The sequence below is a fragment of the Paractinoplanes ovalisporus genome, from assembly GCF_016834655.1.
Lineage (GTDB): Bacteria > Actinomycetota > Actinomycetes > Mycobacteriales > Micromonosporaceae > Actinoplanes > Actinoplanes ovalisporus.
Window position 1 is genome coordinate 600,073 of record NZ_JAENHP010000003.1, and the last position, 17,885, is coordinate 617,957.

The window sequence follows — 17,885 nt, forward strand, 5'->3', positions numbered from 1 at the left end:
GGCGCGAAGTGCTTGGGTTTGACCGTGAGTGACGCCACCGAGCTCAGCGACTCCACCTCGACGACCAGGTGGACGCACAAGGTCACGACGCCGCTGCGGGATTTCCTCAGCACCGAGGCCGGCAGCGCCGGGGTGCTGGTCGCGGCCATCGTCGCCGCCCTGCTGTGGGCCAACACCGCCGACGGCAGCTACGAGTCGTTCTGGAGCACCGAGCTGAGCATCCGGTTCGGTGGCGAGGGCATCGAGCTGGGCCTGCGGGAATGGGTCAACAGCGGCCTGATGACGCTGTTCTTCCTGGTCGTCGGGCTCGAGGCGCGGCGCGAGTTCGATCTGGGCGACCTGCGTGACCGGCGGCGGTTCGTGCTGCCCGCGCTGGCCGGGATCGCCGGGATGATGCTGCCGATCGGCATCTATCTGGCCTTCACCCACGGCGGCCCGGGTGTGGCGGGCTGGGGCGCGGCGATGTCGACCGACACCGCCCTCGCGCTGGGCCTGCTCGCGCTGGTCGGCCGGAACGTGCCCGTGCAGGCGCGGCTCTTCCTGGTCACGGTGTCGGTGGTCGACGACGTGGTGGCGCTGATCGTGATCGGCGCCGCCTACACCGAGGACTTCCGGCTGGCCCCGCTGCTGCTGGCGCTCGCGGTCTACGCGTTCACGCTGGTGCTGGTGCGTCTGGGCGTCCGCAGCGGGTTCATCTATCTGCCGTTCTGCCTGGTCATCTGGGGCGCGATGCTGCACAGCGGCGTCGACCCGGTGGTGTCGGGTCTCGCCATCGGCCTGGCCGCGGCCGCGTACACGCCCGCCCGCGGCGAACTGGAGCAGGCCAGCGATCTGTTCCGCTCGTTCCGCGAGCAGCCGACGCCCGAACTGGCCCGGTTCGCGCGGATCGGCGTGCTGCGGTCGCTCTCCCCGAACGACCGGCTGACGCGCACGTGGTCGGGGGTGTCGAGCTACCTGATCGTGCCGCTGTTCGGCCTGGCCAACGCGGGCATCGAGATCCACGGCGACTTCCTCGGCGAGGCGATCATGTCCCCGGTCACGGTGGGCGTCTTCCTGGCGTACGTGGTGGGGAAGCCGGTCGCCATCACCGGGGTGTCGGCGCTGGTCACGTGGATGAGCGGCGGCCGCATCCGCCCCGGGGCGGGCTGGGCGTCCGTGCTCGGCACCGGGACGATCGCCGGGATGGGGTTCACGGTCTCGTTCCTGATCGCGAACCTGGCGCTGGACGAGCCGTACCTGTCCGAGGTCAAGCTGGGCCTGCTGCTGGCGATCGTCGGCGCCTCCCTGGTCACGTGGACGGTCTTCTTCGTGACGAGCCGCCTGCCCAAGCCCCGCAAGGCGGTGGCCCTGCTCGGCGACGTCGAGGAGCTGACCGACCTGATCCCCGACGTCGACCCCGACCGCGACCACGTACGGGGTCCGGCCGACGCCTCGGTGACCCTGGTCGAGTACGGCGACTTCCAGTGCCCGTACTGCGGCCGCGCCGAGCCCGTGGTCCGCGAGCTGCTGACCGACGACGACCTGCGCTACGTGTGGCGTCACCTGCCGCTGACCGACGTGCACCCCCAGGCCCAGCTGGCCGCGCAGGCCGCCGAGGCGGCCGGTCTGCAGGGCCGGTTCTGGGAGATGCACGACCTGATGTTCACCCGCCAGGACCATCTGCGCATCGCCGACCTGATCGCCTACGCCGGCCAGCTGAACCTCGACCAGGACCGGTTCCACGACGACATGATGAAGCCGCCCTGCAAGGAACACATCACCGCCGATCTGGAGTCGGCCGACCTGAGCGGCGTCTCCGGAACGCCTACGTTCTTCATCAACGGCCGCCGCCACTACGGCGCCTACGACGTGGCGACCCTGAAGGAGGCCATCCGCGTCGCCCGCGTCCGGGCGAAGATCGCCGCCAAGCGCCGCTGACGTAAGGTGCCCGGCGTGATTGCCGAGGAGCTGGCCGCTGCGAGCCCGTCCGAGCGCCGCACCCTGATGTGCCGGCTGGAGAACACCACCGAGACTATCGAGGAGCTGCGCGCGGTGCGGCGCGACGGACCGGGCCGGCTGCGCCGCACCGCCCTCGAGGCGCTGGCCACCCTGGGCGGCGAGGCCGCGCTGGAGCCGGCCGACCGGCGGGCCGTGGAACGGCTGGTCCGCATCCGGCGGCGCACCGACCCGATCGGCAGCGTGACGTCCTGCTGGACCTACTGGTGGACGATCCGCGGCGACGACCAGGCGGCCGTGATCGAGGCGCTCGGGCTGACCGGGGTCCGCGAGACGACGTACGCGCTCGCCTCGGTCGTCATCGACACGCTGGAGCACGACAAGGACGCACCGATCGGCCTGGTCTACGTCGGCCCCTCGATCAACGGATGGGTTCCTCTGATGGGCCCGTGGTGCGACGCCTTCGGCGACCGGGCCGCGGAGGTGCGGGAGACCATCGCCCGGTTGAGCGTCGAGTTCGGCGAGGCCCACGCGTTCTACTTCGGAGAACGCGGTGACGGCTCGGCCTGGCACATCGTGCGCGACGGCGTGGTCGTCCGCACGTTCGACAGCGAGGCGCTGGAGACCTGTTCCGGTGAGCCGTTGCCGATCGAGCGCGAGGCCCTTGAACGCGACGGCCTGACCGGCCGCCCGGAGGACCACGCCGAGGACTGGTGGGACATCCCCGACGCGAACGAGGTGGCCGCCGCCGTCAGCCTCGACGTCGGCTGGCACCACCCGAAGGAGGGTGTGGTCAAGGGAAGCCCGGTGCTGGCGTACGCACCGGGCACCGAGCCGTTTCCCTTGCCGCCGGCCTTCTACGAGATCTAGGCGGCAGTACGCGGGGTCAGGCGACTCGTGGCCGGGACCGGCGACCCGGTGATAGTTGAAGGTTAAAGCGGGGCTAAGGGCGTCAGTCTCCGTCGTCCTTGGCGCCGTTGTCGCCGGCCCACGACAGTTTGACCTCGAAGTTGCCCTCGGTGGCGGCCTTCGCGATCAGCCAGTTGGCCGTGCCGGTCACCTTGATCCCGAACTTGACCTCGACGCCGTCGGGGCTGAGCGACCGGGCCCGGTCCAGGACGACCCGAGCCGCGGCTATGGCCGGTTCGATGGCCTGCCGCACCTGGACGACGACCTCCTCGGCCCCCGCGGGCACGAAGCCCGCCACCGGGTCGACCTCGAACTGCACCTCGACGGCGTCGTCCAGCCGATACGTCACCACTTGCGACACACGCATCACCCTTCCATCGGGATTACTCGCCCGGCCCGCCGGCGACATTGAATTGAGCCTGAAGATCGGTCAGACGGCGACGGTCGACCCCGATCGGCATGGCGAGAGCGGCCGGCAAGAGCTCCCGCCAGAACTCACCGAGCACGACAAGTTGCGGGTCGCGGCTGAGCGCCCGGCTCGCCGCCGCCTCTTCGATCCTCCCCACCTCACGCTCGGCCTGTTCCACGATTGCGGTGTACACCGGGCTGGGCGGTTGGAGCGAGTGGTCGACGCCCTTCGGCTCGATCCACATCAGTCGGGCGGCAAGTTCGCCGCGGGCAGGATCGTCGTCGGTCACGGTCCAGCTCTCGTACGCCTGGAGGAGGTTGCCCCACGAGGACAGCGTGCCGAACGACGAGAGATCCAACCTCATACTGATGCTGTCCCGGCCGCCGGAACTGACCACGATCTCGGTCGGGCTGGTCACGTCGCCGCCGACCGTCACCGCCCCGTTCCAGGCCGCGCAGAGCAGGTGATGCAGGACGCGAGGGCGGTCGTCCCGGGCCAGCAACCGGTAGCCGACATCAGGCTCCAGGCGTCTACGCCAGGCCAGGTAGTCGTGCGGCTCGGGCCGGCGGTGCGCGTCGGACCAGACCTTCAGCAGACGCCGTACCTCGGGAACATCGGTCACACCCATGCCGGTCCGATTCATGATGACAGTGACGCTCTCACCGGGCACCGCGCGGAACTCGACCACGGCCTCCGGGTCAATCCGGAGCGCGACCTCGCGATGGAGATAGTGCTCGATCGGTTCGCTCGGCACCAGGGACGGGTAGGTGATCAGCGCGCGGACCGGGGCCCGTCCGGCCGGGACAAGACCCCGGGGTACCAGGTCGGCGAGCTTCTCACGCAGCTGGACGTGGTATTGGTCGGGAACAAAGCGGTTGTGCTCGGTCGCGGCGGCGCGCAGAAGGTCTTCCATCCGCGGAACGAGAGCCACTCGATCGTGGCCGGGGGGATGCAGGTGCGCGGCGACCGCCTCCCGGACCCTCTGCCGGACGAAACCCACCGCGCCCATCGGGTCTCGGCGGCCGGCCTCGTACGCCCGCTGCCAGTTGTCCGGGCCCAGGAGGGCATTGAGCACGTGACCCTCGTGCGCGTTGGACGGCAGCGACGCCGAGTACTCCGCCTGCATCCGGTCGACCACGGCGCGATACAGCCCCTCCAGGCCACGGTTCTCGGGAGGCAGGATGTACGCGGCACCCGGCCGGGACCGATACAGCTCCCGAGAACGGACCTCGAACGACTGGCGGTCTTCGCTCACGTGCTGATGAAACCCTTGGACGAGTGCCGAAAGCTCGTCGATGTAGGAGCGCCACGGCCGCTCCCACAGTCGCCGGCTGTCGTTCCAGCAGGCGTTGTACAGCCGCCGTGTCTGCCAGGCGTACCAAGAGTCCTGCCGCTGGATGACCTCCCGCACCTCCGGGTCGGCCATCCGGACACGCGAAAGAAGCTTGCGCGGGAGGACGCCCGGTTTCGGCGGCAGCTCGGAATCCAGACCAGCCGGCGGCGCCGGCGTCTGCGACCAGCTGTCGAGCAGACCCGAGAATCCACCGCGGTCGATCGGGTCGGTCAGCTCGGCGTGCCCGACGGCAACTCGGCACGCCCGGAACAGATCTATGTCGCGCAACACCCGGGCCGTGGCCGCCTCGAACCGGACACCCTGCGCCATCCCGGCGACTGCAGGAGCTAACACGCCTTTGTCCCGTACGTTTGCGGCCATGTCGTCGGCTCGTCCGACCAACGCGTTCAGTACGGCTTGATGGCCGACTGCATCGCTTCCCCGGAAGGCTACGGGTCGCGGCCGAGCCTCCAGCATGGCATCGAGCCCGGCCACTGAAATGAAGGCCCGAATGTAGGACTTGTTGTTCTCCAGGGCGCCCGGGGGTACCAGTAGCTCCTCCACCGCACGGGCCAGCAGACGCCCGGCGATGACATCGGTGATCTCGGCCAGTGGCGTGGCCACCGTGGCCACCGCGCTGGTGGTCACTCCGCGTCTTCCGAAACCGGCGTCGGCCACGGAGGAGCGCTCGACCGCCCCATTGATGAAGCTGTCGGCGAACGACAGGTGCGCATCGGCCGCCGCGGCGTCCGGCCACTCCCCCGGCGGCGCGGCGCTCATGAACGACGTCATCAACGACGTCATCGACTCATGCAGATCCTCCCGGAGAATGCCGGGCGCCGAGCGACCGAACAGGAGCGCCGTTTGAATCATGTTGGGAGGCAGCCGGATCAGCCCTGAGCGCGGGTGACGCACGGCCACCGACGACTGGCGCCTAGAGACATCCAGATCATCCACGCTGCCCATGGCGTTCTGATCGTCGATCAGGCGGAACAGGTCGATGAGCGCAGACCCGGCGTTCAGCTCGACGGCACGGCCGCCGCCCTGCCCCTCGTCGAAGGCCGAGGGCATCAGCACCAGTGGGTAGATCTCGGCCGACAGGCCACCACGCACGAACAGGTCACCGATCAGATGCAGGTAGTCGTAGAACAGCCCACTGCCGACGCCACCGGTCACCGAGAAGGCGACGAAGACCAGGACGGTGCGATGTCGCGGCAGGCCGCCGCTGAGTTCCCGCAGATCGCCCGCAGACTTGTTGATCTCGGAGAGCGCAGTACGGATCGCTGAGGTCGCGGCGTCCGCGTCGCGGCGCAGAGTCTCGAAGAGGGCCGATCGGGCGACGGTGGGCAGCTGGCCGGCTCCGCGGACGAGCGGGCCGATGCGCGGATCGGTGTCCCGCGGCGGCAGCCAGCCGATCATGTCGTCGTCCAGGTGGATCCGCAGGCTCTGAGCGACCTCGGAAGAGTTGTTCAAGCCGGCCGGAACCAGATCCTCGACCAGACCCATCGTCATTTGCGCGGCTTGCTCGTGCTCGGGGCCGGGCACGACCGTACGGCGCACCCGCGCGAGTTCGGATGCGCTCAGGTCGGCGTAGACAAACTGCGTGCACCGCGGAAGCTGGTACGGCAGACGCTCTTCATCCAAAAGGCGTTCCTGCAGAGCCATCCCGTCGGATCCGCACAACGCCTCCCGCAGGCGTCGCTCGAATTCCGCCCCGACCCGGCATCCCGTGCCTCCGAGCCCCACGAACAGCATCGGCTGGCGCACCAGCATGCTCGAGGTCACGCGTCGGACCTGTATCCAGGCCGGCAGAGGGGCATAACGCGGTCGCCGCTCCGGCTCCGGCATCGGGGTGGTGGCCGGGCCGGAAGACGTACGGGTCAGGGCCGCCGGCGCGAGGCGGGCCAGCGCCTCGGGACTCACGAGGGCGAAGGACGCACCGCCCCGATCCGCCCCGGCGCCCTGGCCCGGAGGGAGACCGAGCAGAGCCGGGAAGCTGACGTCCGTCTCCCCGGCGCGTGACTCGATCAGCTGCGAGACACCCTGGAGCACCCGGACCGCGCTCAGCGCGTCGACTTTGGTGAGCGTGCTCAGCATCAGCTCGCGGACGCCGTCGAAGAAGGTGAACCGTTGCGCACCCGAGTAGTCGGTGCGGAACAGACCACTCAGGATCACCTCGGCCAGCTGGGCCGGGGAGCTGCGGCCGAACATGGCCTGCTGGACGAGCCGCATCACCGGGACGGTCGGCACCGTGGTGGCGATGAAGCCGGCCAGCCGGAACGCGTCCGGCGAGGCCGACGAGCGGAACCGCAGGACCCGGTCCTCGGCGGTCAGGTCGGCGTGCAACGACGCCGGCACCGCTCGGGCCCCCGAGCCTTGCAGGTGGGCGACCGCACAGGGAAACGCGGCGCTCGAAACGCCGGCCACCGTCGACGCCCAGCCCCCGAACCACGATGCGGACAACTCCAGAACCGGGACCGGCACGCCGCCGCGGACCGGGCCGGCGAAGTCGGCGGACGGGGTGAAGCGGAGCCGGCTGTTCGGCAGACCCGGCTCGGCGACCTTGATCGAGCCGGGTCGGGCCGGCGCGGCCGTCCGCGCCCAGAGCCTCTCGGGAAGGGGCTGGATGATGGCGACCGGGGCTCGCCGCGCCCAGCCGGCCACGACCCCCGGCAGCGTTCCGCGCCACCAGTTCGCGCCCGAGCAGTCACTGACAACCAGGATCGCCTGCCGACCCTCGACGCCCAGGATCGCGCCCGGCGCCCGGCCACCGGCCCGGGTTCCGAAGGTCCGCAGCGTCGCCACGCCGGCGGCCACCTCCAGGCTCCAGCATCGGACCGCCGAGAACGCGCCCACCTGGTTCATCAGCCGCTCCAGCTCGACGACGTGATCGCGCCACATCGCCATGCTGGGACCGGCGTCGAAGACGATGTCCAGCCGCAGCCAGCGCTCCTCGGCGGGCCGCAGCGACAAGCCCCGGCCCGGACCCTCCGGACGGCTCCGCATCAGCTCGTCCGCGATCCGTTCGGCCGTCACGATCTCGTCCAGAACCCGCACGTGGGGCGAAGGCACGCGCCGCTTCAGGGGACGGAGAGCGCGTTGCAGACCGAGCCGGTCGTGCAGGGTCTCCGCCGACGGAACCGCCACTGTCTCGAAGGTTCCGGTCGAGGCTTCGAAATCCTGGCCGTCCGCGTCGACGTGGAGGGAGAGGGCGGGATCCTCCATGGCGGGCACGGTCGCCGGCTCCGGATCGGCCGGCGCCGGCATCGCCTGCAACTCGGACAGGCTGGCCGCCGTCTCGGCTTCGTTCCCGGTGGCGGTCACGGCTGGGCCCTCGAACGGGTCCGCCGCCGCCGGCTCCACCGCCACCGGGTCGGGCCCCCGGTGGCCTTCGCCGGCGTGACCGGCGAGCCACAGCGTTTCCGCGATCTCCAGTGCGGTCGGGCTCTGCCCGGTGACCTCCCCTAGAATCGCGCGGAGAAGGTCAGCTCTCATCGAGGCTCAGCTCGAACTCGGCGTCCTCCGCGGTGTCCGAAAGGTAGGAGAAGATCCGGTCGGCCAGCACCTGCCGGTCCACTTCGAGCGTGCCCTCCTCACGCGCCAGCTCCGCCTGGTTCAGCAGATAGATCGCGTTGAGAAGCTGGTCCGTGGCCAGGGCGCCCTGGGAGCGCCGGGCGAGAAAGCGCTCGATGAGGTCGGCGCCGCTGTCGGCGAGACCGCCGAGGTGGGCTCGGACGATCTGGACCAGCTGGCCGGCACCCGGCTCCTTCAGGTGGAGGCTGACGCAGCGGCGCAGGAACGCGGCCGGGAACTCCCGCTCGGCATTGCTGGTCATGATCACGATCGGGAAGGCGCGGCAGCGGACCAGGCCGTCCGTGACGGTCACCCGCTGAGCACTGTCCTCCACCGGCACCGAGCACTGCGGGTAGCGCTCGGCGATGCGTACCAGCTCGGGGATCTTGTAGTCGCCGCGTTCGAACACCGTGAGCAGGTCGTTCGGCAGGTCGATGTCGCTCTTGTCGAGCTCGTCGATGAGCAGCACCCGGGGTCGTTCCCACGGGAGCAGGGCCGTGCCCAGCGGGCCGAGCCGCAGGTACATGTCGATGTCATCGCCGGTGCCGGGGTCGGCGCCGGGCCGGAAGGACTGCAGGCGCGACAACGGGTCGTACTGGTAGAGGCCGTCCTTCAGGGTGGAGCGGCTGGTGATCGGCCAGTGCAGAACCGGTCCGAGGCCCAGCTCCCGGGCTATCGCATAGGCCAGGGTCGACTTGCCCGTGCCGGGCCGGCCGGTGACCAGGAGGGGCCGCCGGAGGTAGAGGGCGGCGTTCACCAGCTCGACCGTTTCGGGCTCGGGTTGGTACGCGACCGCCTGGTGCATCTCGGCGACCCGGGTCCGGCTCTGGGCGTCGGTCGTGGGTGGAGCCAGCGGCGGACCGCCGTCGAAGACGCGCCACGGGGGAGGTTCGGGAAGCCGCTCGATGTGGTTGTGCGGTCGCCCGCTGCCGTTGTAGATCAGCCAGCTCATGGGTTCTCCACCTATTCGGCCAGGACGAGGGGGCTCGGGTCGGGAGGTTCCAGGTCGAGGTGGCGCCAGAACAGGGTGACCGCCTTGCATCGGGCCAGCTCGCCGCCGTCGGCCTCGGCCCGGGCGCGGAGGCGGCGGACCTTCTCCGGCAGCTCACGCGGCGCCGCGTGCTCCAACGCCATGGCCAGCAGTTCGAGGAACCGGTCGCCGCCGCAGAACGCGATCTCCTCGTGGTCGTCGGTGCATCTCGTCCGCGTCCAGAGCATCGCCGGGACACCGTTGGCGAGGCCCGCGGACAGGGCTTTGCGGGCCACACCGTCCTGCGGCGGGTTGGACAGGGCGAGAATGGTGCGCTCCTCGTCGGCGAGCACCCAGGCCTCGAGGACCGGGCTGGACCGGGAGTCTCGGCAGTCGACCGTGTGCAGGCTCGACTTGGCCTGGGTCCCGAGGATCTGCCAGCGGGCCCGGGCCTCGCGGCGCATGTCGTCGGCCCCGTCCTCGAGGTCGCGGACCACGACCGGGTACCGCCATCCGATCGGACTCCGGTGCCGACCGGCTCGCCACTGGTCGACCGGCAGGCCGAGCTTCGATCTCGGCAACTCGAACTGGACGATCAGGTTCTCCTTGGGAATCCACTCCGGTATCCGGGCGAACGCGGCCGGCAGCATTTCCTCCACGACGGCGCGCAGCCGGGTGACTCTGGTACGGCCGGTGTGGACGACGTATCCGCTGGAAGCGGCGAAGGCTTGGATCGTGAGATTGCAGTGCCCGGCCTCGGCGCTGGGCACGACGCGGATCACCACCCGGCCGGTGGTCGGTTGCCCGTCGTCCTCGTCCAGGGTGAGGATGTCGTCGATGCCGAGGTGGTGCCGCATCCACTCGCGCAACCGCTGGGCCGCCCGGGCCGTCGCGGCCCGCCGAAGGACGACCGCGCAGAAGCGCACGAGCGGGTTGTCCCGGACGTCGGCGCTGCGGGAGTTCGTGTTGGCGGCCGCGAAGCGGGCCGCCTCCCACAACGTCGCGAAGGATGCGTCGGTCGGGCCGATCCCGGAGCGGAGAGAACGGCGGTAGATCTCGGACGGCGAGCAGCCGACGTTCGCCACGCTCAGAATCTCCTGCAGCTCGTGTCCGGCGTCGGCCGGGAGGTCACCCAGCGGCAAATAGTCTCCGAGCTGGGACCAGTGCTTCTCGATGACGCCCAGCGGCAGCATCTTGCCGGTTGCCGTGGTCAGGCTGGCCTCGGCGCCGATGACCATCCCGACCACCTCACCGGTGTCGGCCCGGGTCACCGCCGCGCCGCTGAAACCCCGCTGGAGCGTGATGCCCCGATCGCTGACGGCCTCGAGCTGGAGCCATTCCGCCCCGTTCAGGTGATAGGGAGCGTGGACCTGCGTGTCGGCGCCTTCCGGATAGGCCGGTGGGTAGCCGTGGGCGTGCAGGACGACCGGTGTCGCGTCACGGCGCCGGAGCAGCACCGTGGACGATCCGTCGAGCACGGCGGGTTCGATCGCGACCGCCTGCGGCAGCTTGACGACGGCGACGTCACCCACATCCCTCCCCGGGCGCCACTCCCCACGGAAGTCGACCTCCGCCTCATAGGTGACCGCTTCAGCCGCACCGAGAAAGGTGACCCGCACCCGGTCCCGGCCGGCGACAACATGCGCGCAGGTCACCACGCTCCGGCGGTCCACCAGGAACCCGGTACCCAGAACGGCGACGCCGTCCATCGTCTCGATCCGGGCCCGCCAGGCGTGCGAACTGTTGGTCGACACTGATCTACGAATCTCCGCCGTCGTAAGCCCTCCACTTGCGGCAAAGCTTGCCGCGCTCGCTCACGGATGAGAAGTAACCGTTCGGGTGTTCACCGAGGACACCCGGCGCTTGATTCCGGCTCAGGGATCGGCGTCAGAAGACCCGGTCGATGAACGTTGCCACCGAGAGGACGCCGAACAGGGCGAACGACCACACCAGCGCGGCCAGACGCACGCCGCGGACGCGGATCGGGGCGGGCAGGATGCGGCGGTTGATCAGGATCAGCAGGGCGGAGTAGATGAACATCATGAAGCCGCCGACCACGGCTGAGATGATCAGCAGGACGATGGGCTGGTCGAAGCCGGCGACCAGGACCACGATGCCGATCGCGACCAGGCCCCAGACCAGGCCGGCGTAGACCTTGCTCTCGTCGGCGTCCCGGGCGTACGAGGTCTTGATGACGTCGGCCGCGAGGCGGCTCGTGTAGTCGACGATGCCGAGCGCGGCCGCGAACAGTGAGAACGCCCCGATGATCCAGAACAGGTACTGGAACCAGTTGCCGACGCGGTCGGCCAGCACCTGGCCCTCGACCTCGAGGAAGCCGATGCTGTTCTCCAGGCCCTCGCGGCCGAACACCGTCGAGAAGGCCAGCAGCGACGTGAACAGGATCGTCACGAACGTGATCAGCACGAACGTGGTGAGCTGCTCGACGTTGGCGAACTTCCACCAGCCCCGCCACCGCCGCAGGTTCTCGTCGGTCGGCTCGAAGACGTAACCGGTGCTGGGCGCCGCCTCGGACTGGCCGGTCACCGGGCTGACGAGCCGGGGGGCGTACGTGCCCATGCCGTATCCCTTGTCCCGGATCCAGTTGGACTGCACCAGGTTCTGCCCTCCCCCGGCCCCGGCGAAGGCGAGCGCGCCGAGCAGCAGCGCGAAGCCCAGCTCGGCGATCGGCAGGCGTGGCCGGGTCACGACGTCGGGCAGGTCGCTCCACGCGGACGCGCCGATGGCGAAGATCGCCGCCACCACGAAGAACGTGAGGACGGCGGCCACCTTGAGCATCTGCGCGCGTTCCAGGGCCACGTAGACGACCGGGGCCAGGGTGAGGATCAGGCCGATCACGACCAGCATGCAGACCGCGATCACCGTGCGGTTGCCGCCGAAAATGTACGTGGTGAGGGTGGCCGAGCTGGTCGCCCATCCGGGCCACAGATTCGCGAAGTAGGTGAGGATCGCGAACACGAGACCCCAGTGCCGCCAGTAGCGGCTGAACCCGGTGAGCGCGGTCTCGCCGGTGGCCAGGGTGTAGCGCTCGATCTCCATGTTGAGGAAGTACTGGGTGATCAGCCCGACCAGTGCGGCCCAGACGAAGACCAGGCCGACCTGCGAGGCGATGTACGGGAACAGGACGAACTCGCCGGAGGCCAGGCCCACGCCGGCGGCGATGATGCCGGGGCCGATGAGCTTGCCGTAGCGGCGCGGCTCGTCGGGCATCTCACGGATCTCGGGTGCGGGCAGATAGCGGGTCGGGAAGGCGTCGGTGGTCGCCATGGCCGCTCCTCGGGACCTCCACCCTGGACAGACGGCGCTCGACAAGTCAAGGTCCACCCAACTTTCGGCTCGTACGGGAAAAGTTTTGTCCAATCGACGGAAAGCCATGGACTTTCCAACGAAAGCAAACGAAGGTATTCACCACCCTGAATTCACTCGGTAACCCGGGAGTGCCGATGAAACGTTTGTTCGTGGCCGCCCTGCTCGTCGGGACGTTCACCGCCGCGCCGGCCTACGCCGCCGCCGACCCGCCCCAGGAACCGGGCGTGACCCTTCGCACGTACGACATCGGCGCGCCGATGAGCAAGGTCTGTGAGCTCAAGCCGGGCCAGACGCCCAATGTGGACAAGCTGATGCCGACCATCGACTGGTCCACCACCGACCAGTTCGGCCTGAACGACAACTTCGTCACCCACGCGATCGCCAACCTGACCGCTCCGGCCACCGGCACGTACGCGTTCCGGCTGGTCAGCGACGACGGCTCCAAGCTCTACCTCGACGACGCGCTGGTGGTCGACCACGACGGGCTGCACGACGTCGAGCCCCCGGGCGAGGGCCAGGTCGAGCTGACCGCCGGGGTGCACAAGCTGCGGGTCGAGCACTTCGACCGTACGGGCGGGCAGCGTCTGACCCTGTCGTGGCGACCGCCCGGCGCGAACGACTTCGCCGTCGTCCCGAACACCGCACTCACCACCGACGCCGGGGTCGTGCGGGTCACCGCGCCCGGCCAGAAGGAGTGCACCGCCGGCACCGACACGCCGGGCGACGGCCTGCCCCTGACGGCCGTGAACCCGGGCTACACCCTCACCGACCTGCGCCCGCCGGGCTTCGAGCCCCAGGTCACCGGCATCGCGTTCCGGCCCGACGGCAAGATGCTGATCAGCACGTGGGGCGGTTCGGACCAGGTCAAGGGCGAGGTCTACCTGGTCTCCAACGTCACCGGCACGACCGGGGCGGACAAGGTCTCGTACAAGAAGATCGCCGAAGGCCTCAAGGAACCGATGGGCATCGCGGTTGTCGACGGCCTGGTCTACGTGTCGCAGAAGCACGAGCTGACCGAGCTCAAGGACACCAACGGCGACGACGTGCTCGACACCAAGCGGACCGTGGCCACGTGGCCGTTCGGCGGCAACTTCCACGAGTTCGCGTTCGGGCTGCTCTACAAGGGCGGGAACTTCTACCTCAACCTGTCGGTGTCGATCAACCTGGGCGGCGCCACCACCGACCCCCAGCCGGTCGGCGGGCGGGGCACGCACATCGTGGTCAACCGCAAGAGCGGCAAGGTCACCACGGTCGCGGGCGGACTGCGTACGCCCAACGGGATCGGCTGGGGTGAGGGCGGCGACATCTACGTCACCGACAACCAGGGCGGCTGGCTCCCCTCCTCCAAGCTGCTCAAGATCGAAGAGGACGCGTTCTACAACCACTTCACCAACCCGGACGGCAAGTTCGACGCCAACCCCGTCACGCGGCCGGTGCTGTGGATCCCGCAGAACCAGATCGGCAACTCCCCCAGCACGCCGGTGCTGCTCAAGTCGGGCCCGTACAAGGGCCAGTTCGTGATCGGCGACGTCACGTACGGCGGTCTGCAGCGGGCCGCCTTCGAGACCGTGCACGGTGTCGAGCAGGGCGCGATCTTCCGGCACACCCAGGGTCTGGAGGCCGGCATCAACCGGGTGGCGCTCGGGCCGGACGGCGCGATCTACGTCGGCGGACTCGGCGCCGACGGCAACTGGGGGCAGGAGGGCAAGCTGCGCTTCGGCCTGCAGAAGCTGACCCCGAACGGCAAGAACGTCTTCGACATGAAGACGATGAAGGCCACCCGGACCGGCTTCAAGATCGAGTACACCAAGCCGCTGTCGGACGAGACCATCGCCTCGCTGGCCTCCAAGTACACACTGGAGCAGTGGCGCTACGTGCCGACCGCGCAGTACGGCGGGCCCGAGGTCGACAAGGAGACGCTCGCCGTGAGCGCGGCCAAGGTCTCCGGCGACAAGAAGACGGTCACCCTGACGGTCGAGGGGCTGCGCAAGGACCGCGTCGTGCACCTGCGCTCACCGCGCCCGTTCGCCGCGCGCGACGGTGAGGCCCTGTGGAGCACCGAGGCCTGGTACACCATGAACGAAAAGCCGGGTCCCCGGAAGCAGCAGGTCTTCTACGAGGCCGAGGAGGGCAACCGGGAGGGCGGCGCCACGCTGGCCACCGACCACCGCGGGTTCTCCGGCATCGGGTTCGTGGCCGGGTTCGGCGGCCTGAACGCGTCGACCACCAACCACGTCACGGTCGACAAGGCCGGCGACTACAAGGTGGGGCTGCGCTACTCCAACGGGCCCAACCCGTTCAGCGGCACCAAGACGGTCAGCGTCTACGTCAACAACAAGAAGATCCGCCAGGTGTCGCTGCCGTCCACGGTCACGTGGGACGAGTGGGCCTCGGTCTACGAGACGCTGAAGCTGAAGAAGGGCGTCAACACGATCCAGTGGCGGGTCGACGCCACCGACACCGGGCACATCAACCTCGACCAGATCAGCGTCCGCAAGCCCGGCGAGCGGATCACGCTGTTCGACGGCCACGGCCTGGACAACTGGCAGCACACCGACGGGCGCCGCCCGCAGTGGCCTGCTGTCGCACCCGACGCGACCGAGGTCTGCTGCGGCGACCTGCGCACCCTGGAGGCGTTCGGCGACTACAAGCTGCACGTCGAGTTCAAGGTGCCGCTGCTGCCGGACGACGTGACCGGGCAGAACCGGGGCAACAGCGGCGTCTATCAGCAGGAGCGCTACGAGGTCCAGATCCTCGACTCGTACGGGGACACGACGCTCGCCGACAACGAGGCCGGCGCGATCTACACGGTCAAGGCACCCGACGTGAACGCGGCCACCGCGCCCGAGACGTGGCAGACGTACGACATCACGTTCCGCGCGGCCCGCTACGACGAGGCGGGTGCCAAGACGTCGAACGCCCGGGTGAGCGTGGTCTGGAACGGCCAGACCGTGCACAACGACGTCGAGATCCCGCGCGGCACCGGCGGCAACATCCCGGAGGGCCCGGCCACCGGCGCCATCCGGCTGCAGGACCACGGCAACAAGGTCCAGTACCGCAACGTCTGGATCGAGCCGGCCTCCTAGACGGCGGCCGGCACCGCCTCCCACTGCGGCGACGCGGCGATCATCTCGGTGGTCGCCGCGGCGTCGATGGGACGGGTGTAGAGGTAGCCCTGGGCCGCGTCGCAGCCCAGTTCCCGCAACCGGGCCAGGGTCTCCTCGTCCTCGACCCCCTCGGCGATGGCCCGCAGCTTCAGCGAGTGCGCAAGGGCGATCATGGCGCGGACCACGCCCTCACGCGACTCGTCGGTGGCGATGCCCGAGACGAAGCTCCGGTCGATCTTCAGCGCGTCCCAGTGCCGGTCGGCCAGCCGCGACACCGACGAGTAGCCGGTGCCGAAGTCGTCCACGGCCACCGCCACGCCGTGACCCCGCAGCTCGGCCAGGGTGCCGGTCATGACCGTCTCGTCGACCAGGGCCGTCTCGGTCACCTCGAGGATCAGGGCTTCCGGCGGGGCGCCGTGAGCCTCGAGGGCGGCCAGCACCATCGGGACCAGCCGGGGGTCGCTCAGCTGCCGCGGTGACACGTTGACCGCGACCGGCGGGCGCCAGCCGAACTCGGCCAGCCAGGCGTCCTGCTGGACCAGCACCTCGGTGAGCACCAGCTCGAACAACTGCCCCACGATGCCGACGGTCTCGGCGTGCGGCACGAACTCGTCCGGCGACAGGATCCCACGGTCCGGGTGCTTCCACCGTACGAGGGCTTCGAACGCGTACAGCCGCCCGGTGCGCAGGTCGATCTCCGGGTGGTAGACGCAGAAGAGTTCCCCGTTGACCAGGGCGTGCCGCAGGTCGGTGTCGAGCTTGAGGCGGGCGCTGGCCTCGGCCGCGTACCGGTCGTCGAACCGCTCGGCCCGGCCCCGGCCGCCGTTCTTGGCCGCGTACATGGCCGTGTCGGCGTCGCGCAGCAGCGTGGCCGGGTCGGCCCGGTAGTCGTCGGTGGTCCGCACCCCGACCGAGACCGACGGGTAGAGCTCGACGCCGTCGATGACGATCGGCTCGGTGAACGTGGTGACCAGCCGCTCGGCCACCACGTCGGTGTCGGCGTCGGTGGCCTCCGGCATGAGGATGACGAACTCGTCGCCGCCGAGCCGGGCCACGATGTCGCGGCCGTCGCGCACCGAGGCGACGATCCGCTCGGCGATCGTGACCAGCATCCGGTCGCCGGCCGCGTGGCCCAGGCTGTCGTTGACGTCCTTGAACCGGTCGAGGTCGCAGAAGAGCAGCGCGACCTTGCTGCTGCCGTCGGCGGGCAGCTCGGCCAGGGCGAAGGTGAGCCGGCGCAGCAGCTCGGTGCGGTTGGGCAGCCCGGTCAGGGAGTCCTGGGTGGCGCGCAGGCCCATGTCGCGCAGCGGGCGGCGGATGCGGATGGCGGCCAGCGAGGCCGAGATCAGCACGGCCACCCCGACCAGCTGGTCGGCGCCGTCCGCGGTCAGCGCCGCGTACGCGTCCAGGGCCAGCACCCCGGCGATCACCAGCAGATAGCGGCGCACGCTGAGGATGTTGGTGGAGGTGTGCAGCGGCACGTTGAGCTGCGGCATCTGTGGGTGCAGGGCGGCCGCGCCGAGCAGCAGCGGCATCAGCATCCAGCCCAGGTCCATCCAGCCGCCACCGACGTACGTGCCGTTGAGGCTGGCCGTCGCGTAGTAGGCGTCCGGGACGAACCAGGCCACCATGCCCGCCACCAGCAGACGGGCCGGGGCCCGCCGCATCTCCATGCTCAGGCCCGCCCGCAGCGCGCCGAACAGCACGATCAGGGTGCCGATGGGGGTGACCACGGCGACCAGCACGGCCAGGGTGGCGCCGCCGCTCTGCAGGGTCGGGCTGATGAAGTGGATCCAGTACTGCAGCGCCAGCGGCACGGTGAGCACGCCCGCCTCGAGCATGCTGTCGCGGCCCGCGTGGTGGCTCATCTTGACCACGGCCGCCGCCGCCAGCAGGTGCGCCGCGATGTAGAGCACGTCGGCCACCGAGGGGAACGGCGCCTCGGCGTGGAACAGGTCGTACCCGGCGAAGATGATGTCGCCGGCGGCCGACAGCGAGAGCGCGGCCGCGAGCATGGTCCACGCCCCGCGGTTGCGCGGCCGGCCGCGGCGCAACCCGATCCAGGCCGCCACCGCGCCGCTGCTGTTGATCGCCGGGAAGATCCAGTTCGTGATCTGGTTCTGCGGCAGCACGATGTACGCGACCGCGGCGATCGACCCGGCCAGCAGGAACCACAGCCAGGCGCGACCGGACCGGGTCGCGACGGCGGGCTCGCCGGGCAGGAAGGGCATTCGGATCTCCGCTGGGTTGCACCGAAGTTGCGGGACTCGATGGACATCGGCGCGCGGGCCTGCCACTTGACCGGACGTCGGGGATGTCACA

The 17,885-nt window shown here is 69.9% G+C and carries 9 protein-coding genes; 3 read left to right on the forward strand and 6 right to left on the reverse strand.

All coding sequences use genetic code 11. The features are described from left to right. Window positions 1–24 precede the first annotated feature (24 nt). Together JIG36_RS13055 and JIG36_RS13060 are read left to right on the forward strand one after the other, a co-directional pair. Window positions 25–1,917 carry a Na+/H+ antiporter NhaA gene (locus JIG36_RS13055; RefSeq protein WP_203376373.1) on the forward strand — a complete coding sequence of 631 codons (1,893 nt, stop codon included), beginning with the start codon at window positions 25–27 and terminating at the stop codon, window positions 1,915–1,917. A 15-nt stretch (window positions 1,918–1,932) separates the two neighbouring features. Then, the gene (locus JIG36_RS13060) at window positions 1,933–2,805 is read left to right on the forward strand and encodes a hypothetical protein (protein WP_203376374.1); all 873 of its coding nucleotides are present in this window, start codon (window positions 1,933–1,935) and stop codon (window positions 2,803–2,805) included. A gap of 82 nt (window positions 2,806–2,887) precedes the next feature. Here JIG36_RS13060 and JIG36_RS13065 read toward each other — a convergent pair whose 3' ends face one another. From JIG36_RS13065 to JIG36_RS13085, 5 genes are all read right to left on the reverse strand, one after another. Then, complete coding sequence (locus JIG36_RS13065) at window positions 2,888–3,205, reverse strand: CU044_2847 family protein (protein WP_438870723.1); 318 nt, start codon at window positions 3,203–3,205, stop codon at window positions 2,888–2,890. A gap of 22 nt (window positions 3,206–3,227) precedes the next feature. Next, the gene (locus tag JIG36_RS13070; RefSeq protein ID WP_203376376.1) at window positions 3,228–8,081 is read right to left on the reverse strand and encodes an SAV_2336 N-terminal domain-related protein; all 4,854 of its coding nucleotides are present in this window, start codon (window positions 8,079–8,081) and stop codon (window positions 3,228–3,230) included. Then, the gene (locus JIG36_RS13075) at window positions 8,071–9,111 is read right to left on the reverse strand and encodes an AAA family ATPase (protein WP_236046686.1); all 1,041 of its coding nucleotides are present in this window, start codon (window positions 9,109–9,111) and stop codon (window positions 8,071–8,073) included. The genes JIG36_RS13070 and JIG36_RS13075 overlap by 11 nt, the downstream gene beginning before the upstream one ends. Window positions 9,112–9,122: 11 nt before the next feature. Then, window positions 9,123–10,883, reverse strand: coding sequence for a VMAP-C domain-containing protein (locus JIG36_RS13080; protein WP_203376377.1), 1,761 nt, complete (start codon window positions 10,881–10,883; stop codon window positions 9,123–9,125). Between the two features lie 133 nt (window positions 10,884–11,016). After that, a complete protein-coding gene (locus JIG36_RS13085; protein WP_203376378.1) occupies window positions 11,017–12,414 on the reverse strand; it encodes an Nramp family divalent metal transporter in 1,398 nt (465 codons plus the stop codon). A gap of 176 nt (window positions 12,415–12,590) precedes the next feature. On the opposite strand from JIG36_RS13085, the gene JIG36_RS13090 reads away from it, so the two are divergent. Continuing rightward, window positions 12,591–15,542, forward strand: coding sequence for a 3-keto-alpha-glucoside-1,2-lyase-like domain-containing protein (locus JIG36_RS13090; protein WP_203376379.1), 2,952 nt, complete (start codon window positions 12,591–12,593; stop codon window positions 15,540–15,542). On the opposite strand, the gene JIG36_RS13095 is transcribed toward JIG36_RS13090, so the two are convergent. After that, window positions 15,539–17,794, reverse strand: a complete 2,256-nt coding sequence (locus JIG36_RS13095; protein ID WP_203376380.1) for a putative bifunctional diguanylate cyclase/phosphodiesterase — start codon at window positions 17,792–17,794, stop codon at window positions 15,539–15,541. The genes JIG36_RS13090 and JIG36_RS13095 overlap by 4 nt on opposite strands. Window positions 17,795–17,885: the final 91 nt, after the last annotated feature.